The organism is Pseudomonas sp. AM4(2022) (genome assembly GCF_036346515.1).
GTDB classification, from domain to species: domain Bacteria; phylum Pseudomonadota; class Gammaproteobacteria; order Pseudomonadales; family Pseudomonadaceae; genus Aquipseudomonas; species Aquipseudomonas paracarnis.
Window position 1 is genome coordinate 221,087 of sequence record NZ_JAOTNW010000010.1, and the last position, 22,228, is coordinate 243,314.

Consider the following 22,228-nt stretch of genomic DNA (forward strand, 5'->3'; position numbering starts at 1 on the left):
TCAATCATCGACCTGCTTGGGCGGCGGCAAGGTGAAACCCGACACCGACCTGCGCAACTGGCTGGCCATCTTCGCCAGGTTACCAATGCTTTCGGCGGTGGCGGTGGAACCCGACGAAGTCTGGGTGGTGATCTGCTGGATCACGTTCATGGTCAGGGAAATCTGCCCCGCCGATGAGGTCTGTTGCTGCGCCGCGTTGGAAATACTCTGGATCAGCGCCGCCAGGGTTTTGGACACGCCTTCGATCTCTTCCAGCGCCACCCCGGCGTCCTGGGCCAGGCGCGCACCGCGTACCACTTCGGTGGTGGTCTGCTCCATGGAGATCACTGCTTCGTTGGTGTCGGCCTGAATGGTGCGCACCAGGGTTTCGATCTGCCGGGTGGCCGCCGAGGAGCGCTCGGCCAGCCGTTGCACTTCATCGGCCACCACCGCAAAGCCGCGCCCGGCGTCACCGGCCATGCTGGCCTGGATCGCGGCGTTGAGGGCGAGGATATTGGTCTGGTCGGCGATGTCGTCGATCAGGCTGATGATGTCGCCAATTTCCTGGGACGACTCGCCCAAACGCTTGATGCGCTTGGCGGTGTCCTGGATCTGCTCGCGAATGTTGTCCATGCCGTGGATGGTGTTGTGCACCACCTCGTTGCCTTTGTTGGCGATCTCCACCGAGCGCTCAGCCACTGCCGAGGATTCGGCCGCGTTGGCCGACACCTGGTCGATGGACTGCGCCATCTGGTTGATTGCCGTGGACGCTTCGGCAATCTGCTGGGCCTGATGCTCCGACGCCTGGGCCAGGTGCATCGCGGTGGCCTGGGTGTCCTGCACCGCACCGGCGACCTGCCCGGCAGTGAGGTTGATGGTGGCGACCAGATCGCGCAGTTGGTCCACCGAATAGTTGATGGAGTCTGCGATGGTGCCGGTAAAGTCTTCGGTGACCGAGGCGGTGACGGTAAGGTCGCCGTCGGCCAGGTCTTCGATTTCATCCAGCAGGCGCATGATCGCGTTCTGGTTGCGCTCGTTCTTCTGTGCGGTTTCATGCAGTTGGCGGTTGGTCTCGCGCACCATGACCAGGCCGATCAGGATGATCGAGGCCAGCGCCAGCAAGCCCAGCACGTAACCGCCGATGGTGTCGAAGCTGCGCCCGCTGGCGAGGTTTTCAAAACCGGTGGCCAGGTGCGAGGCTTCATCGAGCAAGGTTTGCGACAGGTTGAAAATATTGCTCGCCGAGGCGCGCACCTGGAACAACTGTGGCGAAGTCTCGAGAATTTCATCCACGGAGCCAGAGACAAATTCGAACAGCTCGGCGATGTCCGCCAGCCGCGCACGGGCGTCCGGGTCTTCGACCTGAGTGATACGCAGCCCCGGGTTGCCGTTGAGCATGCCATTGAGCACCACGCCAAAACGGTTGGCATCGCGGCCAAAGGCGTCGGCAGCCTGCACGGCGGTTTCATCCCCCGCGAGCACAGTGTTGACCGCCCCCAAGATACGTTCGGCCAGCAGCGATTGGCGTTGGGCCAAGGCAACTTGGCTGGCCGGGGCGCCGCGTTGCAGCAGGATATCCACGACCTTTTCCGACTCGATCTGCAGTTGCGGCACGGTTTCGGCCAAGGTCGCCGCCACCTGGTGCAACGACAATACGGTCTGCTCGCTGGCCAGGATGGCGTCGGTGTTTTTCAGCAACGCCTCCCAGTCGGTCTGCACCGCCCGCATTTCGGCGCGCACCGCACTGGGCGCCGCCGGCAAGCCGGTTTGCGGGTCACCTTTTTTCAGGTAGCCCCAGCGCTGGGCAAAATCGTTGCGCGCATCGCCCAGCAGCTTGAACGCCGCCGCTTTTCCGGCAGCGGCCTCGGTGGCGTTCTTGGCAATGCGCTGGGACAGCACGCGCAGCTCACCTGCGTGGCCGATGTACTGTTTATCGTAGGTGGACTGGGTGTTGAGGTACGCGAAGTTGGCGAACAGCAACATGATGAACACGATCAAGGCGATAAACAGCACGATGATCTGCGAACGGCTGCGCGAAGCGGCCTGGGGTTTGGGCGTGGTAGCGGTGCTCATGCGGCAACATCCATGAAGCCAGGGGCCTGGGCCAGGGCGAAGGGGCTGAAGACTTGCCACTGCGGCTCGCCGTCGAACTGGCCCTGGATAAACGGCGCGCTCGAGGCGGCGCTCGCCACCCAGGCGTCCAATGGGAAATGCTGCATGCCTACCACCTCGTCTACCAGCAGCCCGACAAACAGGTCGTTGAACTCCACCACCAGCACCCGCCGTTGCTTGCGCACCCTGGACAACTCAAGGCCCAGGAAACCGCCCAGGTCCATCACCGGCAGCAAGCGCCCGCGCAAGTTGGCCACGCCCTTGACCCAAGGTTTAACCCCCGGCATCAAGGTGCAGCGCGGCTCATGCAACACCTCGGCGACTTCGCCCATGGGCGCCACGTAGGCGTTTGGCCCTACGCGGAAGGCGATGCCGCTCCAGCGTTGCAGGCGCGTTTCCTGGGACGGCAGGTCCGCGGCCAGCAAGCGGCAGCGGCGGTCGATGTCCAGCAGCAGCTCGAAGGCGGTTTGCGACTCGGTCATGATCGCAAGCCTTAGCCGGCCAGCACCTTGTTCAGGGTGGCAATCAGGGTCTCTTCATCCACAGGCTTGGTCAGGTAGTCCTTGGCGCCCTGGCGTGCGCCCCAGATCTTGTCGGTTTCCTGGTCCTTGGTGGTGATGATGATGATCGGGATACCGTTGGTTTCCGGCTCCTTGGACAACTGGCGCGTGGCCTGGAAGCCGTTGAGGCCGGGCATCACGATATCCATCAGCACCGCGTCGGGCTTTTCCTGGCGGGCCAGGGCCACGCCGTCCGCGCCGTTTTCGGCTTTGAGCACCTGGTGGCCATGCTTTTCCAGCATGCCGGTGAGTTTGTACATTTCAGTCGGCGAATCGTCGACGATCAGAACACGTGCCATGGTTTTCCCCGCTACATTGGTCGGCGCCAGCCCTCGTGAGGCGGCGTCAGTGTGCTTGTTCTACTGCGGCGAACCCAGGCACATAAGCCTTGATCGCCCCCAGCAGTTCTTCCTTGCTGAAAGGCTTGGTCAAAAATTGATCGACACCCACAATGCGTCCCTTGGCCTTGTCGAACAGGCCATCCTTGGAGGACAGCATGATCACCGGGATCGACTTGAACGCCGGGTTGTTCTTCACCAGGGCGCAGGTCTGGTAGCCATCCAGGCGCGGCATCATGATGTCGACAAAGATAATGTGCGGGTGATGATCGACAATACGGGCCAGGGCGTCGAAACCGTCGATCGCCGTGATGACCTCGCACCCCATGTTCTTCAACAGCGTCTCGGCGGTGCGGCGAATCGTTTTCGAATCGTCGATCACCATCACCTTCAAGGCGTTGGAATGCTGTTCCATATCTGCTCTACCATCGCCACAGCGAATCGGTTTTCGGTGTGTACTGCCTGATGTTGCACAGGATGAACGCCGCAAGCCTTGGAATACAAGGGCTGCTGCGCCGTGCCAGCCTTTTTAGCACAGTCTCCTGGCGCAATCTATCGAGGCACCCGCCCAGTGGTTTTTCCTTGACCCACAACAGCCGCAGCGCCACTCTGACGCCACTTTTATGCGCCCCAATTTGCTAGAGGAAATCCCCCATGAGCGTTCGCGTCGGCATTGTCATGGACCCTATCGCCAGCATTTCCTATAAAAAGGACAGTTCGCTGGCCATGCTCCTGGCCGCCCAGGCCCGCGGCTGGACCTTGTTCTATATGGAGCAGCGCGATCTTTACCAGGGTGACGGCGAGGCCCGCGCACGCATGCGCCCGCTGCAGGTGTTCGCCAACCCCGAGAAGTGGTTCGAGCTTTCTGACGAAATCGACAGCCCGCTGAGCGACCTCGACGTGATCCTGATGCGCAAGGACCCGCCGTTCGACATGGAGTTTGTGTATTCCACCTACCTGCTGGAGCAGGCCGAACGGGCCGGCGTGCTGATCGTCAACAAGCCGCAAAGCCTGCGCGACTGCAATGAAAAGCTGTTCGCCACCCTGTTCCCGCAGTGCACGCCACCGACCGTGGTCAGCCGCCGCGCCGATGTACTGCGTGAATTCGCCGCCAAGCATGGCGACGTGATCCTCAAGCCGCTGGACGGCATGGGCGGCACCTCGATCTTCCGTCACCGCGCCGGCGACCCGAACCTGTCGGTGATCCTCGAAACCCTGACCGCCCTGGGCACCCAGCAGATCATGGGCCAGGCCTACCTGCCGGCAATCAAGGACGGCGACAAGCGCATCCTGATGATTGACGGCGAACCGGTAGATTACTGCCTGGCGCGTATCCCGGCAGCCGGCGAGACCCGTGGCAACCTGGCCGCCGGTGGTCGCGGTGAAGCGCGGCCGTTGTCGGACAAGGACCGCTGGATCGCCGCTCAAGTCGGCCCGACCCTGCGGGAAAAAGGCCTGCTGTTTGTCGGACTCGACGTAATTGGTGAGAACCTCACCGAAATCAACGTCACCAGCCCGACCTGTATTCGCGAGATCGACAATGCATTTGGCACGAATATCGGCGAAATGCTGATGGCCGCCATTGAGCGCAAGCTAAAAGCCAAGTGACATAGAACAGCCGGACACACACCAACATTGCGTTATCATGCGCCACCTGTGAAACGCGCGATGTTGGTTTTCTTGTCATGACACTCCCGTCCGATCTGCCCCCCGAATTCACCCATAGCGGCGTGCGCCCGGCTGATCGTCTCGGTTTTACCCTGTTTCTCGCTGCGCTGATTCACCTCGCCTTGCTCCTGGGCGTGGGGTTCACCCTGGTGGAACCCAAGCAGATCACCAAGACCCTGGAAATCACCCTCGCCACGTTCAAGAGCGAAAAGAAGCCCGAAAAGGCTGACTTTCTCGCCCAGGACAACCAGCAAGGCAGCGGCACCCTCGACAAGAAAGCCGTGCCCAAGACCACCGAAGTGGCGCCCTTCCATGACAACCAGGTCAAGAAGGTCACCCCGCCGCCGGCGCCAAAGCCCGAGGTCAAGCAGGCCACGCCCAAGGCCGCGGTAGCCACCGTCGCGCCCAAGCCGCAAAAAGCCCCGACCCAGCGCGAAAAGGCCAAGACCGAACCCAAACCCGAGCCGGTGAAACCTGCGCCGACGTTCGACAGTTCGACGCTGTCCGACGAAATTTCCAGCCTCGAAGCCGAACTGGCCCATGAACAACAGCTGTATGCCAAGCGCCCGCGCATCTACCGCCTGAACGCGGCCTCGACCATGCGCGACAAAGGCGCCTGGTATAAGGACGAGTGGCGCAAGAAGGTCGAACGCATCGGCAACCTCAACTACCCGGACGAGGCACGACGCCAGCAGATTTATGGCAACTTGCGCTTGCTGGTGTCGATCAACCGTGACGGCTCGCTGTATGAAGTGCAGGTGCTGGAGTCCTCCGGCCAGCCGCTGCTGGACCAGGCCGCGCAACGCATCGTGCGTCTGGCCGCGCCCTTTGCGCCGTTCAGCGGCGACTTGAATGACGTGGACCGCCTGGAAATCATCCGCACCTGGCGGTTTGCCAAGGGCGACCGGTTGTCCAGCAACTGATCGCGCCCGCACTTGTCAGTTCGCCCCTCCAACGCCACACTAGCGGACATGAAAAACGTCAGCCCGACCTACCTCAAGCACCAATTCCTGATCGCCATGCCCCATATGGCCGACCCGAACTTTGCGCAGACCTTGACCTACATTGTCGAGCACACGGCCAATGGTGCCATGGGGTTGGTGGTCAACCGCCCGCAGGAGCTGAACCTGGCCGATATCCTTGAGCAACTGCGCCCGGAAATCGACCCGCCGGCCCGCTGCCAGGGTGTGCCGATCTACATCGGCGGGCCGGTGCAGACCGATCGCGGTTTTGTGCTGCACCCCACCGGGCCGACGTTCCAGGCCACGGTAGACCTCGAGGGGGTGTCACTGTCCACGTCCCAGGACGTGCTGTTCGCCATCGCCGACGGCGTCGGCCCTGAGCAAAGTGTGATCACCTTGGGCTACGCCGGTTGGGAAGCCGGGCAGTTGGAGGCCGAACTGGCCAGCAATGCCTGGCTGACCTGCCCGTTCGACGCTGACATCCTGTTCAACACCGCCAGCGAACTGCGCCTGGAAGCGGCAGCAGCCAAGCTGCGGGTCAACCTCAGCCTGCTGACCAGCCAGGCGGGGCACGCCTGATGGCTTTGCGTCTGATCCTCGGTTTTGACTACGGCACCAAACAGATCGGCGTAGCGGTTGGCCAGGTCATCACCGGCCAGGCCCGCGAGCTGTGCACACTCAAGGCCCAGAACGGCGTGCCGGACTGGAACCAGGTCGAAGCCCTGATTAAAGAGTGGAAGCCTGACGCGGTGGTGGTCGGCCTGCCCCTGAACATGGATGGCACCCCGAGCGACATGTGCCTGCGCGCCGAGAAATTTGCGCGCCGCCTCAATGGCCGCTACAACCTGCCCTTCTATACCCACGACGAACGCCTCACCACCTTTGAAGCCAAGGGTGAGCGCCGTGACCGTGGTGGGCAAAAAGGCAGTTACCGCGACAACCCGGTGGACGCCATCGCCGCCGCCTTGCTGTTGCAGGGCTGGCTGGATGAAAACACCGCTTTATTTGAATCCTGACTGACGCGGCTTGCTGCTATGCCGTTTTTGTAGGAGCGAGCTTGCTCGCGAAGAACTCACAGGCACCGCGCACTTGCAGGTTTTCACGCGTTATCGTTGACGTTTTTCGCGAGCAAGCTCGCTCCTACACACTTAACAAGGAGCCACCATGAGCTTGCCGAACCCTGCCGAACTGATCAGCCAGATGGCGATACGCCTCAAGGCGCACCTGGAACACCGTGCCATCAGCGAACCGCGTTTTATCGGCATACGCACCGGTGGCGTGTGGGTGGCCCAGGCATTGCTGGAAGAACTGGGTAGCGATTCGCCTCTGGGCACCCTGGACGTGTCCTTCTACCGCGACGATTTCAGCCAGAACGGCCTGCATCCACAAGTGCGCCCATCGGCCCTGCCCTTCGAGATCGAAGGGCAGCACCTGGTACTGATCGACGACGTGCTGATGAGCGGCCGCACCATCCGCGCCGCCCTGAACGAGCTGTTCGACTATGGCCGCCCGGCCAGCGTCACCCTGGTGTGCCTGTTGGACCTGGATGCCGGCGAACTGCCGATCAGCCCGGACGTCGTGGGCGCGACCCTGTCGCTTGCCCCCCAGCAGCGGGTAAAATTGTCCGGTCCCACGCCGCTCGAACTCGAACTGCAAGACCTTGCCCTTTAAACCGCCTTGTAAAGAGTCCCCGCGATGACGCCTCTAGATGCCAAGCGCCCGCTGCAGCTCAATGCTCAGGGCCAGTTGCAACACTTCTTGTCCCTCGACGGTTTGCCCCGCGAGTTGCTCACCGAAATCCTCGACACCGCCGACTCGTTCCTGGAAGTCGGTGGCCGGGCAGTGAAGAAAGTCCCGCTGTTGCGCGGCAAAACCATCTGCAACGTGTTCTTCGAGAACTCCACCCGCACCCGCACCACCTTTGAACTGGCGGCCCAGCGGCTGTCGGCCGATGTGATCACGCTGAACGTGTCCACCTCGTCGGCGAGCAAGGGCGAAACCCTGCTCGACACCCTGCGCAACCTGGAAGCCATGGCGGCCGACATGTTCGTGGTACGCCACGGCGACTCCGGCGCTGCGCATTTCATCGCCGAGCATGTGTGCCCGAACGTGGCGATCATCAATGGCGGCGACGGCCGTCACGCGCACCCGACCCAGGGCATGCTCGACATGCTCACCATTCGTCGGCACAAGGGCAGCTTTGAAAACCTCTCGGTGGCCATCGTCGGCGACATCCTGCATTCGCGGGTGGCACGTTCGAACATGCTGGCTCTCAAGGCCCTGGGTTGCCCGGATATCCGCGTGATCGCGCCCAAGACCCTGTTGCCCATCGGTATCGAACAGTATGGCGTGAAGGTCTACACCGACATGGCCGAGGGCCTCAAGGATGTGGACGTGGTGATCATGTTGCGCCTGCAGCGCGAGCGCATGGCTGGGGGATTGTTGCCCAGCGAAGGTGAGTTCTACCGCCTGTTCGGCCTGACCACGGCGCGCCTGGCCAAGGCCAAGCCGGATGCCATCGTGATGCACCCGGGGCCGATCAACCGTGGCGTGGAAATTGAATCGGCGGTGGCCGACGGCCCACAATCGGTGATTCTCAACCAAGTGACCTACGGCATCGCCGTGCGCATGGCCGTGCTGTCCATGGCCATGAGCGGGCAAACCGCGCAACGTCAATTCGAGCAGGAGCAGGCCCAGTGAAGCTCAGCATTCTCGGCGCCCGAGTCATCGACCCGGCCAGTGGCCTGGACCAAGTTACCGATCTACACCTGGACGCCGGCAAGATCGTCGCCATCGGCGCCGCCCCCGCAGGCTTCAACGCCGGCCAGAGCATTGACGCCAAGGGCCTGGTGGCCGCACCTGGGCTGGTGGACCTGAATGTCGCCCTGCGTGAACCGGGCTACAGTCGCAAAGGCAACATCGCCAGCGAAACCCAAGCCGCGGCAGCCGGTGGCGTGACCAGCCTGTGTTGCCCGCCCAATACCAAGCCGGTATTGGACACTTCTGCTGTGACCGAGCTGATCCTTGACCGCGCCCGCGAAGCCGGCAATTGCAAAGTGTTTCCCATTGGCGCCTTGAGCAAGGGCCTGGATGGCGAACAACTCGCCGAATTGATCGCCCTGCGTGACGCGGGTTGCGTGGCTTTCGGCAATGGCCTGGAAAGCTTTCGCAGCACACGCACCTTGTGCCGCGCCCTGGAATACGCGGCCACGTTCGACTTGACGGTGATCTTCCATTCCCAAGACCGCGACCTGGCCGAAGGCGGCCTGGCCCATGAAGGCGCAGTGGCGAGCTTCCTCGGCCTGCCGGGCATTCCGGAAACCGCAGAAACCGTGGCCCTCGCCCGTGACCTGTTGCTGGTGGAACAAAGCGGCGTGCGTGCGCATTTCAGCCAGTTGACCAGCGCCCGGGGCGTGGCTTTGATCGCCCAGGCCCAGGCCCGTGGCTTACGGGTAACCGCGGATGTCGCCCTGTACCAACTGATCCTGACGGATGAGGCGCTGATCGACTTCTCCAGCCTGTACCACGTACAACCCCCGCTGCGCACCAAGGCAGACCGTGACGGCTTGCGTGCGGCGGTGAAGTCGGGTGTGGTGTCGGCGATTTCCAGCCATCACCAACCTCACGAGCGAGACGCCAAGCTGGCACCGTTTGGTGCGACCGAGCCGGGCATCAGCAGCGTAGAGTTGTTGCTGCCATTGGCGATGACGCTGGTGGAAGACGGCTTGCTGGACTTGCCGACACTGCTGTCGCGCCTGAGCGCCGGCCCGGCCGAGGCCCTGCGCTTGCCGGCAGGCCAACTGGCAGTGGGCTCGCCGGCAGACCTGGTGCTGTTCGACCTGGCAAGCTCGACGGTGGCCGGGGAGCGTTGGTTGTCCAAAGGCGAAAACTGCCCGTTCATCGGCCACAGCCTGCCGGCGACGGTGCGGTATACCTTGATGGATGGGCGGATCAGCTACCAGGCTTGAAGCGGGCACGCAAAAAACTGTGGGAGCGGGCTTGCTCGCGAATGCGGAGTGTCAGTCGACATTTATTTGACTGATCTACTGCATTCGCGAGCAAGCCCGCTCCCACACTTGCTTATGTGTATGCCTAGGAATTCAGCGCCCGCTGTTGCGCTCGGCATTGCGGATCGAGATCTGCGTGTTCAGCGTCCAGAAGTCATACAACACCCCGATCAGGAACAAACCACCGGTCAGCAGGTAGATCAGGCCGGTGATCCATTTGCCCTGATACATACGGTGCACACCAAACACGCCCAGGAATGCCAACAGAATCCAGGCCACGTTGTATTCGATGGGCCCAGCGGTAAAACGCAGGTCGGCCTCACGGTCCATGGCCGGGATCAGGAACAAGTCGATCAGCCAGCCAATACCCAGCAAGCCGAAAGTGAAAAACCAGATCGTACCGGTCACGGGCTTGCCGTAATAAAAGCGATGAGCCCCGGTAAAACCGAAAATCCACAGCAGGTAACCAATCGCCTTACTGTGGGTGTCGTGCTGCTGACCAACCTGTTGATAGGTGTTCATGAAGGACCTCTTTTGCTTCGATAGATAAATTTTTTCATTTTCTTTGTGACTTTTTTACGGGCGCCCGACGTACGGTAAATGGTATCTTCCTGCCCTCAAAGCCTTGTACCGCCTGCCTTGTGTAGGACAATTGCGGCGAATCGTCGCGTTTTTCCTGAATTTGACCTCAAGGTTCAGTCGACAAACGGCCTGAGAACAGCACAAAAAGCTGTTATAAAGTTGCGCGCAAACCCATAAGAGCCACGCCTAATGCGACCATTTTTCAAGACATGGCTAACCATTTGCCTATTAATGCCACTGGCCGCCCACGCCACCAATCGTGAGCAACGACTTCCGAACGTTAACGGTTTCACCCCTAAAGTCCATAGCACGCCCAGCACTGCCAAAACGGCAAAGCCGACTGTCAACCGCCCGACTCAACTGAGCAAGGCCAACGGCAAAGCGCTTTCCACCCAGCTGGCCGTGAACACCAAGCAAAGCAGCAACGTCTTGAGCCGTGCCGTCAACGTGCTCGGTACACCTTATCGTTGGGGCGGCAGCAGCCCAAGTAAAGGGTTCGACTGCAGCGGGCTGGTGAAATATGCATTTAACGATGTAAAAGCGGTGGACCTGCCACGCACCTCCAACGCCATGGCGGCCGGCCATGGGTTGAAGGTAGACCGCAAGGACCTGAAACCGGGCGACCTGTTGTTCTTCAAGCTCAAGAGCCGTCAGGTCAACCACGTTGCCATCTACCTGGGCAATGACCGCTTTATCCACGCACCGCGCCGTGGCAAGTCAGTGAGCATCGACACGCTGAAAAAGCCGTTCTGGAACAAAAACTACGTGATCGCCAAGCGGGTACTGCCTAAAGAGCAGAAGAGCAACCTGCGGATCGTGCAGCGCTGATTTAACACTGCAATGCAGTAGAGAATGTGGGAGCGGGCTTGCTCGCGAATGCGGTATATCAGTCAGCCTATTCGTCGTCTGACACACCGTATTCGCGAGCAAGCCCGCTCCCACATTTGTTTCCGGGCCGACCTGCCGATCTAGATATCTGCCGGTACCCTCGCCTTCTCCCGCGCCTCTTCCCGGCTGACCAGCCCCGCGCCGACCAACGCCTTCAAACTCATATCCAGGGTCTTCATCCCCAACGCCCCACCGGTCTGAATAGCCGAAACCATCTGCGCCACCTTGTTTTCGCGGATCAAGTTACGAATCGCCGGGGTGCCCAGCAAGATTTCATGGGCCGCCACACGCCCACCGCCCACCTTCTTCACCAACACCTGGGACACCACCGCCTGCAACGACTCCGACAGCATCGAGCGCACCATGGCCTTTTCCCCGGCCGGGAAGACATCCTCCAGCCGGTCTATCGTCTTTGCCGCCGACGAGGTGTGCAGGGTGCCGAACACCAGGTGCCCGGTCTCTGCTGCCGTCAGCGCCAGGCGGATGGTTTCCAGGTCGCGCAGCTCACCCACAAGGATCACATCAGGGTCTTCGCGCAGGGCCGAACGCAGGGCCACCGAGAAACTATGGGTATCACGGTGCACCTGGCGCTGGTTGACCAGGGCCATTTTCGGCCTGTGGATAAACTCGATGGGGTCTTCCAGCGTGAGAATATGCTGGCGTCGATATCCGTTCAGGTAGTCGATCATCGCCGCCAGGGTGGTGGACTTGCCCGAGCCCGTAGGCCCGGTGATCAGTACCAGCCCGCGAGGGAACTGGGCGATACGCTGGAAAACCTCGCCCAACCCCAAGTCTTCCAGACTTTTGATCTCGGTTGGAATAGCCCGGAACACCGCGCCCACGCCGCGATCCTGGCGGAACACGTTCGCCCGGAACCGGGCGACGCCTGGTAACTCGAAGGCAAAATCCGTTTCAAGAGATGTTTCGAAATCCTTTTGTTGATGTTTATTCAGCAAAGGGCTCAATAAGTCGACCACTTGGGTAGCGTTCAGCGCCGGCCCATCCAGGGGCCAAACCTCGCCATCGATGCGCAGCATCGGTGCCAGGCCGGCTGACAGATGCAGGTCTGAGGCGCCTCGGCTTACGCTGGCCGTCAGCAATTGCGTGATATCCATAGGGCTTTCCATTTCCAGTAGAATGCCGCGGACTCCATATCCACGGGCGCATCTTGAATGTCGACGATAGCAGACAACATCGGCTTGGTTAGCCAGCGCATCCGCGCCGCAGCCGACGCCGTGCAACGTGACGCAAGCAGCATCCACCTGCTGGCCGTGAGCAAGACAAAACCCGCGCAGGCAGTGCGCGAAGCCTATGCCGCCGGGCTGCGCGACTTTGGCGAAAACTACCTGCAGGAAGCCCTGGGCAAACAGGCGGATTTAACCGACCTGCCCTTGAGTTGGCACTTCATCGGCCCCATTCAATCGAACAAGACTCGCGCCATCGCCGAGCACTTCGCTTGGGTGCATTCCGTGGACCGTCTGAAAATCGCACAACGCCTGTCCGAACAACGCCCGGCCGACCTGCCGCCGCTCAATATCTGCATCCAGGTCAATATCAGCGGCGAAGCCAGCAAGTCCGGCTGCACACCCGCCGACCTGCCGGCCCTGGCCACTGCGATCAGCGCCCTGCCGCGTTTGAAGCTGCGGGGCTTGATGGCGATTCCCGAGCCGACGCAAGACCGGGCGGAACAGGATGCCGCGTTTGCCACGGTGCGCGACTTGCAAGCCAGCTTGAACCTGGCGCTGGACACACTTTCCATGGGCATGAGCCACGACCTAGAGTCGGCCATTGCCCAAGGCGCCACCTGGGTGCGGATCGGTACCGCCCTGTTTGGCGCCCGCGACTACGGCCAGCCGTGAAATGGCTGACATCCCTCAAAATAAGGACCTGTCATGAGCAACACGCGTATTGCCTTTATCGGCGCCGGTAACATGGCGGCCAGCCTGATCGGTGGCCTGCGGGCCAAGGGCCTGGACGCCGAGCAGATCCGCGCCAGCGACCCGGGCGTCGAGACCCGCGAGCGCGTCAGCGCCGAACACGGCATCCAGACCTTCGCCGATAACGCCGAGGCCATCCACGGCGTCGATGTGATCGTGCTGGCGGTCAAGCCCCAGGCCATGAAGGCTGTGTGCGAGAGCCTGCGCCCGAGCCTGCAACCTCACCAATTGGTGGTGTCGATTGCCGCGGGCATCACCTGTGCCAGCATGACCCACTGGCTCGGTGCCCAACCCATCGTGCGCTGCATGCCCAACACCCCAGCGCTGCTGCGCCAGGGCGTCAGCGGTTTGTATGCCACCGGCGAAGTCACCGTGCAGCAACGTGACCAGGCCCAGGAACTGCTGTCTGCGGTGGGCATCGCCGTGTGGCTGGAGCAGGAACAGCAACTGGACGCGGTCACCGCCGTCTCCGGCAGCGGCCCGGCCTATTTCTTCCTGTTGATCGAGGCCATGACGGCCGCCGGCGTCAAGCTGGGCCTGCCCCACGACGTGGCCGAACAACTGGCGGAACAAACCGCTCTGGGCGCCGCGAAAATGGCGGTCGGCAGCGAAGTGGATGCCGCCGAACTGCGCCGTCGCGTCACCTCACCGGGCGGCACCACACAAGCGGCCATCGAGTCGTTCCAGGCCGGGGGCTTTGAAGCTCTGGTGGAAACAGCACTGGGTGCCGCCGCGCACCGCTCAGCCGAGATGGCTGAGCAACTGGGCAAATAGTCGTCCCTTACCAAGGTAATCAAACATGCTCGGAATCAATGACGCTGCCATTTTCATCATCCAGACCTTGGGCAGCCTGTACCTGCTGATCGTGCTGATGCGCTTTATCCTGCAACTGGTGCGCGCGAACTTCTACAACCCGCTGTGCCAGTTCGTGGTGAAGGCTACCCAACCGCTGCTCAAGCCGCTGCGCCGAGTGATCCCGAGCCTGTTCGGCCTGGACATGTCGTCGCTGGTGCTGGCGCTGTTGCTGCAGATTTTGCTGTTCGTGGTGATCTTGATGCTCAATGGCTACCAGGCCTTCACCGTGCTGCTGTTGCCATGGGGCCTGATCGGGATATTCTCGCTGTTCCTGAAGATCATTTTCTGGTCGATGATCATCAGCGTGATCCTCTCCTGGGTCGCACCGGGCAGCCGTAGCCCAGGTGCCGAATTGGTGGCTCAAATCACCGAGCCAGTGCTGGCACCCTTCCGTCGCCTGATCCCGAACCTGGGTGGCCTGGATATCTCGCCGATCTTCGCGTTTATCGTGATTCAGCTGCTGCAAAGCTGGGTGATTCCGCGCCTGGCGTACTTTGCGTACATGCCAAAAGAGTTGTTTGGCCTGATCTGATTCAGCCAAGACCTGTAGATCGTTCCCACGCTCTGCGTGGGAATGCAGCCCGTGATGCTCCGCTTCACCAGGGCAGGACGCAGAGCGTCCAAAGAGGCATTCCCACGCGGAGCGTGGGAACGATCACGCTAACCCCGACCATTGCTTGCCGCTAGGGTCCCCGCTCTTTAGACTTACGCCTCATTTAAACGAGAGCAGGGTCGATGCCAACTGCCTTCCCCCCCGATTCTGTTGGACTGGTCGTGCCACAAGTGGCGCACTTTCGCGAACCGCTGGCCCTGGCCTGCGGCCGTTCGTTGCCAGCCTACGACCTGATCTACGAAACCTACGGCCAACTGAACGCCACGGCGAGCAACGCCGTGCTGATCTGCCATGCCTTATCCGGCCATCATCACGCCGCCGGCTTCCATAGCGTTGACGACCGCAAGCCCGGCTGGTGGGACAGTTGCATCGGCCCCGGCAAGCCCATCGACACCAACAAGTTCTTTGTGGTCAGCCTGAACAACCTCGGAGGCTGCAACGGCTCCACCGGCCCCAGCAGCCTCAACCCGGAAACCGGCAAGCCGTTCGGCGCCGACTTCCCGGTGCTGACGGTAGAGGACTGGGTGCATAGCCAGGCACGCCTCGCCGACCTGCTGGGCATCAGCCAGTGGGCCGCCGTGATTGGCGGCAGCCTGGGCGGCATGCAGGCCCTGCAATGGACCATCACATACCCGGACCGCGTGCGTCATTGCCTGGCCATCGCCTCGGCGCCCAAATTGTCGGCGCAGAACATCGCCTTCAACGAAGTGGCACGCCAGGCCATCCTCACCGACCCCGAGTTTCACGGCGGTTCGTTCCAGGAAGCCGGAGTGATCCCCAAGCGCGGCCTGATGCTGGCACGAATGGTCGGCCACATTACCTACCTGTCCGACGATTCCATGGGTGAGAAATTCGGCCGTGGCCTCAAGAGCGAGAAGCTCAACTACGACTTCCACAGCGTCGAGTTCCAGGTGGAAAGCTACCTGCGTTATCAGGGCGAGGAATTCTCGGGGCGTTTCGACGCCAACACCTACCTGCTGATGACCAAGGCCTTGGACTATTTCGACCCGGCCGCCAACCACGGCGACGACCTGGCGAAAACCTTCGAGCACGCCACGGCCAAGTTCTGCGTGATGTCATTCACTACCGACTGGCGCTTCTCGCCGGCCCGCTCCCGTGAGCTGGTGGATGCCCTTATGGCCGCCAAGAAAGACGTCTGCTACCTGGAGATCGACGCACCGCAAGGCCACGACGCCTTCCTGATTCCGATCCCGCGTTACCTGCAGGCCTTTAGCAACTACATGAACCGAATCGCACTGTGAGAACGCCATGAGAGCCGACCTGGAAATCATCCAAGACTGGATCCCCGCCGGCAGCCGCGTGCTCGACCTGGGCTGCGGCGACGGCGAACTGCTGAGCTGGCTGCGCGACCACAAGCAAGTCACCGGCTACGGCCTGGAAAACGACCCGGACAACATCGCCCAGTGCGTGGCCAAGGGCATCAACGTGATCGAGCAGGACCTGGACAAGGGCCTGGGCAACTTTGCCAGCAACAGCTTCGATATCGTGGTGATGACCCAAGCCCTGCAAGCGGTGCACTACCCGGACCGCATCCTCGACGAAATGCTGCGCGTGGGCCGCCAGTGCATCATCACTTTCCCCAACTTTGGCCACTGGCGCTGCCGCTGGTACCTGGCCACCAAGGGGCGCATGCCGGTCTCCGACTTCCTTCCGTACACCTGGTACAACACGCCTAACATCCACTTTTGCACCTTCGAAGACTTCGAAGCCCTGTGTGGCGAGCGTGAAGCCAAGGTGATCAACCGCCTTGCCGTCGATCAACAGCACCGCCACGGCTGGGCGAGTAAGCTATGGCCCAACCTGTTGGGCGAAATTGGTATCTACCGGGTCAGCAGTCCTGGCCTGACCGACCACAAAGTTGCCGTCTAATCATCTTCAAGAGGGACGTTCATGAGTCGTTTGGCTATTTTTCTATTGACCGCATGCCTGGGCGCCAGCGCCATGGCCGCCGACACTATTGACGCTAATCGCAAAAAAGACTTCGGCGATATCACCGTTCATTACAACACCTTCACTTCAAGCTTCCTGCCACCCGAGACCGCCCAAAAAGTCGGCGTGGTGCGCAGCAAGGAGAAGGGTTTGATCAACGTGACCGTGATCAAGGGCGTAAGCCCAGTGGCCGCGCAAGTCACCGGTACCATCAAGGACCTGGGCGGCAAAAGCGAGATCCTGACGTTCAAGCAGATAGAAGAAAAAGGCGGCATTAGCTACCTTGCGCCCTACACCGTGACGCAACGGGAATACAAGACCTTCACCATCAACGTTGAAACCGGCGGCAAGGCCCACGGCTTCCAATTCAACCAAGAACTGTTCCCAGCCCAATGATGAACCTTACTCAACTCGTACTCGCCAGCCACAACGCCGGCAAACTCAAAGAACTGCAAGCCATGCTTGGCGACTCTGTACAACTGCGTTCGATCGGCGAGTTCAGCCAGGTCGAACCGGAAGAGACTGGCCTGTCGTTCGTCGAGAATGCCATCCTCAAGGCCCGCAATGCCGCGCGTATCTCCGGCCTGCCGGCCCTGGCGGACGATTCGGGCCTGGCCGTGGATTTCCTCGGCGGCGCCCCTGGCATCTACTCGGCCCGTTACGCCGACGGCCAGGGCGACGCTGCCAACAACGCCAAGCTGCTCGACGCCCTCAAGGACGTGCCGGAGGCCGAGCGTAGTGCGCAGTTCGTTTGCGTATTGGCCCTGGTGCGACATGCCGATGACCCGCTGCCGATCCTGTGCGAAGGCCTGTGGCACGGTCGCATCCTGCAGGCGGCCAGCGGTGAGCATGGGTTTGGCTATGACCCGCTGTTCTGGGTGCCGGAGCGCAATGTCTCCAGCGCCGAACTGAGCCCGGCCGACAAGAACCAGATCAGCCACCGCGCCCGCGCCATGGCGTTGCTGCGCCAGCGCCTGGGCTTGAAATGACCCAGAACACCTCTGCGCAGCCGCTGATCCACGGTGGCGCGCAAACACCACGGGCGGCCCTGCCCCATTTGCCGCCCCTGGCGCTGTATATCCATATCCCGTGGTGCGTGCGCAAATGCCCGTATTGCGACTTCAACTCCCACACTGCCAGCAAGGTGCTGCCGGAAGAAGAGTATGTGGACGCCCTGCTGGCCGACCTGGACCAAGACCTGCACGCCGTGTATGGCCGTAAGCTGAGTTCGATCTTCTTCGGCGGCGGCACGCCCAGCCTGTTCAGCGCTGCTGCACTGGGCCGCCTGCTCAAGGGCGTTCAAGCGCGCATCCCGTTTGCCGACGATATCGAGATCACCCTGGAAGCCAACCCCGGGACGTTCGAACAAGAGAAGTTCGTGGCGTACCGCAAGCTGGGGATCAATCGCCTGTCCATCGGCATCCAGAGCTTCCAGCAAGACAAGCTCGAAGCCCTGGGCCGTATCCACAACGGCGATGAAGCCGTGCGCGCCGCCGGCATGGCGCGCCAGGCCGGGTTCGATAACTTCAACCTGGACTTGATGCACGGCTTGCCCAACCAGTCCCTGGAGGACGCTTTGGGCGACCTGCGCCAGGCCATTGCACTCAAGCCGACGCACCTGTCCTGGTACCAACTGACCCTGGAACCCAACACCGTGTTCTGGAACCAGCCACCCGCGCTGCCGGAAGACGACACGCTGTGGGATATCCAGGAAGCCGGCCAGGCACTGCTCGCCGAACACGGTTACGCACAATATGAAGTCTCGGCCTACGCCCAACCGGGGCGGCCGGCGCGGCATAACCTCAATTACTGGAGCTTTGGCGACTTTATCGGCATCGGCGCCGGCGCCCACGGCAAACTCAGCCACCCGGACGGGCGCATCATCCGCACCTGGAAAACCCGTGCACCGAAGGACTACCTCAACCCGGCCAAAAGCTTCCAGGCCGGCGCGAAAGAACTGACTAACGATGAACTGCCGTTCGAGTTCCTGATGAACGCGCTGCGCCTCACCGAAGGGGTTGATGCCACGCTCTACGCCGAGCGCACCGGCCTTGACCTGGCGAGCCTCGACGAAGGCCGCCGCGAGGCAGAACAAAGTGGATTAATGCAGGTCGAACCGTCACGCCTGGCGGCCACCGATCGCGGGCAACTCTTTCTCAATGACCTGTTGCAGACGTTTTTGAGCTGATCGCTCTTAAGGAAATCGAATGGATCTGGTACTCGACCTGCTCGCCACCGTATCCCGCTGGAGCCGTAGCAACCTATCGGAAATCTCATTGGCCCTTGTGGGCTGTTTGCTGGTGCTGTTCGGCGCCGACATCAAGGGCTGGGTCGAAGCGCGCCTGGGCAGCATCGCGGGCGCCTTGCGCGTACCCTTGATGGCCCTGCTGTGCCTGATCGGCAGCGGTGCGGCGTTGATCTACGCTACGCCGTGGATTGTGCGGGGATTGAGCCAGTTCAATAACTACAGCCTGGCGCCGGTGTTGATCGTGGTGCTGGTGTTGATTGGCGTCGTTGCTGACCGCCGCTGACGCAGCAGGCACTACAAAACACATGTGGGAGCTGGCTTGCCTGCGATGCAGACACCTCGGTGTATCAGTGATACTGAGGTGATGCTATCGCAGGCAAGCCAGCTCCCACATTTGATTGCGTTTCAAGCGGATGACTGTTTAAGCCAGCTTCTCGAACTTCAGATCCCACACCCCATGCCCCAACCGCTCGCCGCGGCGTTCGAACTTGGTGATCGGCCGCTCGGCCGGGCGTGGCACGCATTTGCCGTCTTCGGCCAGGTTGCGGTAGCCAGGCGCGACGTTCATCACTTCCAGCATGTATTCCGCGTACGGTTCCCAGTCGGTGGCCATGTGCAGGATGCCGCCCACCTTGAGCTTGCTGCGCACCAGCTCCGCGAAGGAGGCCTGGACGATACGGCGCTTGTGGTGACGGGCTTTGTGCCACGGGTCCGGGAAGAACAGCATCAGGCGGTCGAGGCTGTTGTCGGCGATGCAGCGGTTGAGCACTTCAATCGCGTCGCAGTCGTAGACCCGCAGGTTTTTCAGGCCTTGGGTCAGCACACCATTGAGCAGTGCACCAACGCCTGGGCGGTGGACTTCCACACCGATGAAGTCTTGCTCCGGCGCGGCTGCGGCCATTTCCAGCAGGGAATGGCCCATGCCGAAACCGATTTCCAGGGAGCGCGGGGCCGAACGGCCGAACACCTGGTCATAGTCCACCGGCGCGTCGGCCAGGGGCAGTACGAACAGCGGCGTGCCCTGTTCCAGGCCCTTTTGCTGGCCTTCGGTCATGCGGCCGGCGCGCATCACAAAACTCTTGATACGGCGGTGCTTGGACTCGTCGCCCTCTTCCACGGTGTTCGGCGTTTCGTTTGATTCAGTCATCAATAGCTCTTACTTGATCAGACCATCCAGCGGCGAAGAGGCGCTGGCATAGAGTTTTTTCGGCATGCGCCCGGCGAGGTAGGCCAGGCGGCCCGCGACGATGGCGTGGTTCATGGCTTGGGCCATCATGATTGGTTGCTGGGCGTGGGCGATGGCCGAGTTCATCAGCACCGCGTCGCAGCCCAGTTCCATGGCGATGGTTGCGTCGGAGGCAGTGCCCACGCCCGCATCCACCAGCACCGGGATCTTGGCTTCTTCAAGGATGATCTGCAGGTTATACGGATTGCAGATGCCCAGGCCGGAACCGATCAAACCAGCCAGCGGCATCACCGCGATACAGCCGATTTCTGCCAACTGACGGGCGATGATCGGGTCATCGCTGGTGTAGACCATCACGTCAAAACCTTCCTTGACCAGGGTTTCGGCGGCCTTGAGGGTTTCGATCACATTGGGGAACAGGGTTTTCTGGTCGGCCAGCACTTCCAGCTTCACCAGGTTGTGGCCGTCGAGCAGCTCACGGGCCAGGCGGCAGGTGCGCACGGCTTCGATGGCGTCGTAGCAGCCAGCGGTGTTCGGCAGGAAGGTGTAGCGCTCCGGCGACAGCACTTCGAGCAGGTTCGGCTCGCCCTCGATCTGACCGAGGTTGGTGCGGCGTACGGCAAAGGTGACGATCTCGGCACCCGAGGCTTCGATGGCCAGGCGGGTTTCTTCCATGTCGCGGTACTTGCCGGTGCCGACCAGCAAGCGGGACTGGTAGGTACGACCGGCCAGGACGAAAGGCTTGTCGCTACGAACGATGCTCATGGGAAATCCTCTGGTTGGATGAGGTTCTGCAGAATGCGTTGCGCCCGTGGCGGGCTAGCCGCCGCCGATGGCGTGGACCACTTCGATCTGGTCACCTTCGGTGAGCGCAGTCTCGGCGTGCTGGCTACGCGGGACGATATCCAGGTTGAGCTCCACTGCGACGCGACGCCCGGTCAGGTCCAGGCGGGTCAGCAGGGCCGCAACGGTCTCGCCGTCGGGCAGTTCAAAGGGTTCGCCGTTCAACTGAATGCGCATGCCACGGGCCGCCATCGTTTTTAGGGGCCCGCATTCTAGCGCGATTGGAACCTGAAGGTCAGCTCCAAGCGTCAAGCGGTCAAAGCTGCAAGCGCCACGCCGCCAGGCCCAGGAAGAACCAGCCAAGCAGGAACGCCAGCCCGCCAAACGGCGTGATGATCCCCAGTTTGCTGATGCCGGTCATCGTCAACACATACAGGCTGCCCGAGAACAGCAGGATGCCGACGGTAAACGAAATACCCGCCCAAGTGACCAGTCGGCCCGGAATATGCGCCGCCAGCAAGGCCACGCCGAACAGTGCCAGGGCATGCACCAACTGGTAGGTCACGCCGGTATGGAAGATCGCCAGGTAGTCGGTGCTCAGGCGGTTTTTCAGGCCGTGGGCGGCGAACGCGCCCAGGGCGACACCGGTAAAGCCGAAAAAGGCAGCCAGCATCAGAAAGCTACGCAGCATGGGGAACTCCAGTCAGACTCATCGGGCAGGGTCTGTATAATGGCCCGCTCAACGGGTTCGGCCAAGCCATCTCTATGCTGCGTGTCCTCTTCAAGCGCTTTCTCAACGTCGTGAAATGGTTTGCCATCGGCAGTGTGTTGCTGGTGCTGCTGTTTCGTGTGGTGCCGCCACCGTTCACTGCGCTGATGGTGGAGCGCAAGGTCGAGTCATGGGTCGACGGTGAGCCTATCGACCTGCAGCGCAGCTGGGTGCCGTGGGATAAAATCTCCGACGACCTCAAAGTGGCGGTGATGGCCGGTGAAGACCAGCGTTTCCCACAACACTGGGGTTTTGATTTCGGCGCGATCCAGGCGGCGATCCTGCACAACGAGCGCGGCGGCTCGATTCGCGGTGCCAGCACCCTGAGCCAACAGGTGTCGAAAAACCTGTTCCTGTGGGCCGGCCGCAGCTATTTGCGCAAAGGCCTGGAGGCTTGGTTTACCGGCTTGATCGAGGTGTTGTGGCCCAAGCAGCGGATTCTTGAGGTGTACCTCAACAGCGTGGAATGGGATGAAGGCGTGTTTGGCGCAGAGGCGGCGGCGCGGCACCATTTTGGCGTGAGTGCCAAGGGGCTTTCGCGGCAGCAGGCCAGTTACCTGGCGGCGGTGTTGCCCAATCCACGGGTGTGGAGTGCCAGTCATCCGACGGCTTATGTAGCGCGGCGAGCGGCGTGGATTCGCCAGCAGATGAGCCAGTTGGGTGGGGAGGGTTATCTGGTGGAGCTGAACAACTCTCGAAAGGCACCCTGGTCCGACTGACACAATACGGGACTGTGGCCGCTGGCTTGCCTGCGATGAGGGCAGGTCAGCCAACTTATCTGCAAACTGGCA

28 protein-coding genes are annotated in these 22,228 nt (G+C 61.5%); 18 read left to right on the forward strand and 10 right to left on the reverse strand.

From position 1 onward, the window contains the following. The 4 genes from ODQ19_RS16210 to pilG are packed head-to-tail and all read right to left on the reverse strand — an operon-like array spanning position 1 to position 3,404. Positions 1-2,052 carry a methyl-accepting chemotaxis protein gene (locus ODQ19_RS16210; RefSeq protein WP_014720318.1) on the reverse strand — a complete coding sequence of 684 codons (2,052 nt, stop codon included), beginning with the start codon at positions 2,050-2,052 and terminating at the stop codon, positions 1-3. Then, entirely contained in the window at positions 2,049-2,573 is a 525-nt protein-coding gene (locus ODQ19_RS16215) for a chemotaxis protein CheW (protein WP_330210623.1), read from the reverse strand. The genes ODQ19_RS16210 and ODQ19_RS16215 overlap by 4 nt, the downstream gene beginning before the upstream one ends. An 11-nt stretch (positions 2,574-2,584) precedes the next feature. Further along, positions 2,585-2,950 carry a twitching motility response regulator PilH gene (gene pilH, locus ODQ19_RS16220; RefSeq protein ID WP_014720320.1) on the reverse strand — a complete coding sequence of 122 codons (366 nt, stop codon included), beginning with the start codon at positions 2,948-2,950 and terminating at the stop codon, positions 2,585-2,587. A 46-nt stretch (positions 2,951-2,996) separates the two neighbouring features. Further along, a complete protein-coding gene (gene pilG, locus ODQ19_RS16225) occupies positions 2,997-3,404 on the reverse strand; it encodes a twitching motility response regulator PilG (RefSeq protein ID WP_014720321.1) in 408 nt (135 codons plus the stop codon). A 239-nt stretch (positions 3,405-3,643) separates the two neighbouring features. Between pilG and gshB the strand changes: the two genes are divergently transcribed. From gshB to ODQ19_RS16260, 7 genes are all read left to right on the forward strand, one after another. After that, positions 3,644-4,597 (forward strand): glutathione synthase, encoded by a 954-nt coding sequence (gene gshB, locus ODQ19_RS16230; protein ID WP_003195061.1) that lies wholly within the window; start codon positions 3,644-3,646, stop codon positions 4,595-4,597. Positions 4,598-4,674: 77 nt separating this feature from the next. After that, the gene (locus ODQ19_RS16235) at positions 4,675-5,580 is read left to right on the forward strand and encodes an energy transducer TonB (protein WP_034133983.1); all 906 of its coding nucleotides are present in this window, start codon (positions 4,675-4,677) and stop codon (positions 5,578-5,580) included. Positions 5,581-5,628: 48 nt separating this feature from the next. Beyond that, a complete protein-coding gene (locus tag ODQ19_RS16240) occupies positions 5,629-6,198 on the forward strand; it encodes a YqgE/AlgH family protein (RefSeq protein ID WP_060763957.1) in 570 nt (189 codons plus the stop codon). Then, positions 6,198-6,635, forward strand: a complete 438-nt coding sequence (gene ruvX / locus ODQ19_RS16245) for a Holliday junction resolvase RuvX (protein WP_003195067.1) — start codon at positions 6,198-6,200, stop codon at positions 6,633-6,635. The genes ODQ19_RS16240 and ruvX overlap by 1 nt, the downstream gene beginning before the upstream one ends. A 148-nt stretch (positions 6,636-6,783) precedes the next feature. Then, positions 6,784-7,290, forward strand: coding sequence for a bifunctional pyr operon transcriptional regulator/uracil phosphoribosyltransferase PyrR (gene pyrR, locus ODQ19_RS16250; protein WP_116667662.1), 507 nt, complete (start codon positions 6,784-6,786; stop codon positions 7,288-7,290). A 24-nt stretch (positions 7,291-7,314) separates the two neighbouring features. After that, on the forward strand, positions 7,315-8,319 hold the full coding sequence (locus tag ODQ19_RS16255; RefSeq protein ID WP_014720325.1) for an aspartate carbamoyltransferase catalytic subunit: 1,005 nt from the start codon (positions 7,315-7,317) through the stop codon (positions 8,317-8,319). Beyond that, on the forward strand, positions 8,316-9,587 hold the full coding sequence (locus ODQ19_RS16260; RefSeq protein WP_014720326.1) for a dihydroorotase: 1,272 nt from the start codon (positions 8,316-8,318) through the stop codon (positions 9,585-9,587). Before ODQ19_RS16255 ends, ODQ19_RS16260 begins: the two co-directional genes overlap by 4 nt. A gap of 132 nt (positions 9,588-9,719) precedes the next feature. Here the strand turns inward: ODQ19_RS16260 and ODQ19_RS16265 are convergent, their stop codons facing one another. Continuing rightward, a complete protein-coding gene (locus tag ODQ19_RS16265) occupies positions 9,720-10,148 on the reverse strand; it encodes an NINE protein (protein ID WP_020301920.1) in 429 nt (142 codons plus the stop codon). A gap of 249 nt (positions 10,149-10,397) precedes the next feature. On the opposite strand from ODQ19_RS16265, the gene ODQ19_RS16270 reads away from it, so the two are divergent. Further along, complete coding sequence (locus tag ODQ19_RS16270) at positions 10,398-11,036, forward strand: C40 family peptidase (RefSeq protein WP_330210624.1); 639 nt, start codon at positions 10,398-10,400, stop codon at positions 11,034-11,036. Between the two features lie 140 nt (positions 11,037-11,176). Here the strand turns inward: ODQ19_RS16270 and ODQ19_RS16275 are convergent, their stop codons facing one another. Beyond that, entirely contained in the window at positions 11,177-12,211 is a 1,035-nt protein-coding gene (locus ODQ19_RS16275) for a type IV pilus twitching motility protein PilT (protein WP_330210625.1), read from the reverse strand. Between the two features lie 57 nt (positions 12,212-12,268). Here ODQ19_RS16275 and ODQ19_RS16280 point away from each other — a divergent pair, with 57 nt between their 5' ends. From ODQ19_RS16280 to ODQ19_RS16320, 9 genes are all read left to right on the forward strand, one after another. Beyond that, positions 12,269-12,955, forward strand: a complete 687-nt coding sequence (locus tag ODQ19_RS16280; RefSeq protein WP_116667659.1) for a YggS family pyridoxal phosphate-dependent enzyme — start codon at positions 12,269-12,271, stop codon at positions 12,953-12,955. A gap of 33 nt (positions 12,956-12,988) precedes the next feature. Next, positions 12,989-13,807: a pyrroline-5-carboxylate reductase gene (gene proC / locus ODQ19_RS16285; protein WP_330210626.1), complete on the forward strand. Its 819-nt coding sequence runs from the start codon at positions 12,989-12,991 to the stop codon at positions 13,805-13,807. A 25-nt stretch (positions 13,808-13,832) separates the two neighbouring features. After that, positions 13,833-14,420, forward strand: coding sequence for a YggT family protein (locus tag ODQ19_RS16290; RefSeq protein WP_003195087.1), 588 nt, complete (start codon positions 13,833-13,835; stop codon positions 14,418-14,420). A 203-nt stretch (positions 14,421-14,623) separates the two neighbouring features. After that, positions 14,624-15,763, forward strand: coding sequence for a homoserine O-succinyltransferase MetX (metX, locus tag ODQ19_RS16295; protein ID WP_116667656.1), 1,140 nt, complete (start codon positions 14,624-14,626; stop codon positions 15,761-15,763). A 7-nt stretch (positions 15,764-15,770) separates the two neighbouring features. Further along, positions 15,771-16,391, forward strand: coding sequence for a methionine biosynthesis protein MetW (gene metW / locus ODQ19_RS16300; protein ID WP_003195091.1), 621 nt, complete (start codon positions 15,771-15,773; stop codon positions 16,389-16,391). A gap of 21 nt (positions 16,392-16,412) precedes the next feature. Continuing rightward, positions 16,413-16,847, forward strand: coding sequence for a DUF4426 domain-containing protein (locus ODQ19_RS16305; protein ID WP_032894709.1), 435 nt, complete (start codon positions 16,413-16,415; stop codon positions 16,845-16,847). Next, the gene (gene rdgB, locus ODQ19_RS16310; RefSeq protein ID WP_330210627.1) at positions 16,844-17,440 is read left to right on the forward strand and encodes an RdgB/HAM1 family non-canonical purine NTP pyrophosphatase; all 597 of its coding nucleotides are present in this window, start codon (positions 16,844-16,846) and stop codon (positions 17,438-17,440) included. The genes ODQ19_RS16305 and rdgB overlap by 4 nt, the downstream gene beginning before the upstream one ends. Beyond that, on the forward strand, positions 17,437-18,639 hold the full coding sequence (gene hemW, locus ODQ19_RS16315; protein WP_330210628.1) for a radical SAM family heme chaperone HemW: 1,203 nt from the start codon (positions 17,437-17,439) through the stop codon (positions 18,637-18,639). Before rdgB ends, hemW begins: the two co-directional genes overlap by 4 nt. Positions 18,640-18,658: 19 nt before the next feature. Continuing rightward, positions 18,659-18,982 carry a DUF3392 domain-containing protein gene (locus tag ODQ19_RS16320; protein WP_003195099.1) on the forward strand — a complete coding sequence of 108 codons (324 nt, stop codon included), beginning with the start codon at positions 18,659-18,661 and terminating at the stop codon, positions 18,980-18,982. Between the two features lie 138 nt (positions 18,983-19,120). Here ODQ19_RS16320 and trmB read toward each other — a convergent pair whose 3' ends face one another. From trmB to ODQ19_RS16340, 4 genes are all read right to left on the reverse strand, one after another. Continuing rightward, positions 19,121-19,846, reverse strand: a complete 726-nt coding sequence (gene trmB / locus ODQ19_RS16325; protein ID WP_003195101.1) for a tRNA (guanosine(46)-N7)-methyltransferase TrmB — start codon at positions 19,844-19,846, stop codon at positions 19,121-19,123. 9 nt (positions 19,847-19,855) lie between these two features. Further along, positions 19,856-20,650 carry a thiazole synthase gene (locus tag ODQ19_RS16330; RefSeq protein ID WP_014720334.1) on the reverse strand — a complete coding sequence of 265 codons (795 nt, stop codon included), beginning with the start codon at positions 20,648-20,650 and terminating at the stop codon, positions 19,856-19,858. 54 nt (positions 20,651-20,704) lie between these two features. Next, positions 20,705-20,905 carry a sulfur carrier protein ThiS gene (gene thiS, locus ODQ19_RS16335; RefSeq protein WP_020301926.1) on the reverse strand — a complete coding sequence of 67 codons (201 nt, stop codon included), beginning with the start codon at positions 20,903-20,905 and terminating at the stop codon, positions 20,705-20,707. A 79-nt stretch (positions 20,906-20,984) separates the two neighbouring features. Then, the gene (locus ODQ19_RS16340) at positions 20,985-21,359 is read right to left on the reverse strand and encodes a DUF423 domain-containing protein (protein WP_054897582.1); all 375 of its coding nucleotides are present in this window, start codon (positions 21,357-21,359) and stop codon (positions 20,985-20,987) included. 74 nt (positions 21,360-21,433) lie between these two features. Here ODQ19_RS16340 and mtgA point away from each other — a divergent pair, with 74 nt between their 5' ends. Beyond that, a complete protein-coding gene (gene mtgA, locus ODQ19_RS16345) occupies positions 21,434-22,156 on the forward strand; it encodes a monofunctional biosynthetic peptidoglycan transglycosylase (RefSeq protein ID WP_330210629.1) in 723 nt (240 codons plus the stop codon). Positions 22,157-22,228: the final 72 nt, after the last annotated feature.

Excerpts from the sequence above, each read along its gene's own strand:
- ODQ19_RS16210 (WP_014720318.1), bottom strand. The coding sequence starts at position 2,052 with ATGAGCACCGCTACCACGCCCAAACCCCAGGCCGCTTCGCGCAGCCGT.
- ODQ19_RS16215 (WP_330210623.1), bottom strand. The coding sequence starts at position 2,573 with ATGACCGAGTCGCAAACCGCCTTCGAGCTGCTGCTGGACATCGACCGC.
- pilH (WP_014720320.1), bottom strand. The coding sequence starts at position 2,950 with ATGGCACGTGTTCTGATCGTCGACGATTCGCCGACTGAAATGTACAAA.
- pilG (WP_014720321.1), bottom strand. The coding sequence starts at position 3,404 with ATGGAACAGCATTCCAACGCCTTGAAGGTGATGGTGATCGACGATTCG.
- gshB (WP_003195061.1), top strand. The coding sequence starts at position 3,644 with ATGAGCGTTCGCGTCGGCATTGTCATGGACCCTATCGCCAGCATTTCC.
- ODQ19_RS16235 (WP_034133983.1), top strand. The coding sequence starts at position 4,675 with ATGACACTCCCGTCCGATCTGCCCCCCGAATTCACCCATAGCGGCGTG.
- ODQ19_RS16240 (WP_060763957.1), top strand. The coding sequence starts at position 5,629 with ATGAAAAACGTCAGCCCGACCTACCTCAAGCACCAATTCCTGATCGCC.
- ruvX (WP_003195067.1), top strand. The coding sequence starts at position 6,198 with ATGGCTTTGCGTCTGATCCTCGGTTTTGACTACGGCACCAAACAGATC.
- pyrR (WP_116667662.1), top strand. The coding sequence starts at position 6,784 with ATGAGCTTGCCGAACCCTGCCGAACTGATCAGCCAGATGGCGATACGC.
- ODQ19_RS16255 (WP_014720325.1), top strand. The coding sequence starts at position 7,315 with ATGACGCCTCTAGATGCCAAGCGCCCGCTGCAGCTCAATGCTCAGGGC.
- ODQ19_RS16265 (WP_020301920.1), bottom strand. The coding sequence starts at position 10,148 with ATGAACACCTATCAACAGGTTGGTCAGCAGCACGACACCCACAGTAAG.
- ODQ19_RS16270 (WP_330210624.1), top strand. The coding sequence starts at position 10,398 with ATGCGACCATTTTTCAAGACATGGCTAACCATTTGCCTATTAATGCCA.
- ODQ19_RS16275 (WP_330210625.1), bottom strand. The coding sequence starts at position 12,211 with ATGGATATCACGCAATTGCTGACGGCCAGCGTAAGCCGAGGCGCCTCA.
- ODQ19_RS16280 (WP_116667659.1), top strand. The coding sequence starts at position 12,269 with ATGTCGACGATAGCAGACAACATCGGCTTGGTTAGCCAGCGCATCCGC.
- proC (WP_330210626.1), top strand. The coding sequence starts at position 12,989 with ATGAGCAACACGCGTATTGCCTTTATCGGCGCCGGTAACATGGCGGCC.
- ODQ19_RS16290 (WP_003195087.1), top strand. The coding sequence starts at position 13,833 with ATGCTCGGAATCAATGACGCTGCCATTTTCATCATCCAGACCTTGGGC.
- metX (WP_116667656.1), top strand. The coding sequence starts at position 14,624 with ATGCCAACTGCCTTCCCCCCCGATTCTGTTGGACTGGTCGTGCCACAA.
- metW (WP_003195091.1), top strand. The coding sequence starts at position 15,771 with ATGAGAGCCGACCTGGAAATCATCCAAGACTGGATCCCCGCCGGCAGC.
- ODQ19_RS16305 (WP_032894709.1), top strand. The coding sequence starts at position 16,413 with ATGAGTCGTTTGGCTATTTTTCTATTGACCGCATGCCTGGGCGCCAGC.
- rdgB (WP_330210627.1), top strand. The coding sequence starts at position 16,844 with ATGATGAACCTTACTCAACTCGTACTCGCCAGCCACAACGCCGGCAAA.
- hemW (WP_330210628.1), top strand. The coding sequence starts at position 17,437 with ATGACCCAGAACACCTCTGCGCAGCCGCTGATCCACGGTGGCGCGCAA.
- ODQ19_RS16320 (WP_003195099.1), top strand. The coding sequence starts at position 18,659 with ATGGATCTGGTACTCGACCTGCTCGCCACCGTATCCCGCTGGAGCCGT.
- trmB (WP_003195101.1), bottom strand. The coding sequence starts at position 19,846 with ATGACTGAATCAAACGAAACGCCGAACACCGTGGAAGAGGGCGACGAG.
- ODQ19_RS16330 (WP_014720334.1), bottom strand. The coding sequence starts at position 20,650 with ATGAGCATCGTTCGTAGCGACAAGCCTTTCGTCCTGGCCGGTCGTACC.
- thiS (WP_020301926.1), bottom strand. The coding sequence starts at position 20,905 with ATGCGCATTCAGTTGAACGGCGAACCCTTTGAACTGCCCGACGGCGAG.
- ODQ19_RS16340 (WP_054897582.1), bottom strand. The coding sequence starts at position 21,359 with ATGCTGCGTAGCTTTCTGATGCTGGCTGCCTTTTTCGGCTTTACCGGT.
- mtgA (WP_330210629.1), top strand. The coding sequence starts at position 21,434 with ATGCTGCGTGTCCTCTTCAAGCGCTTTCTCAACGTCGTGAAATGGTTT.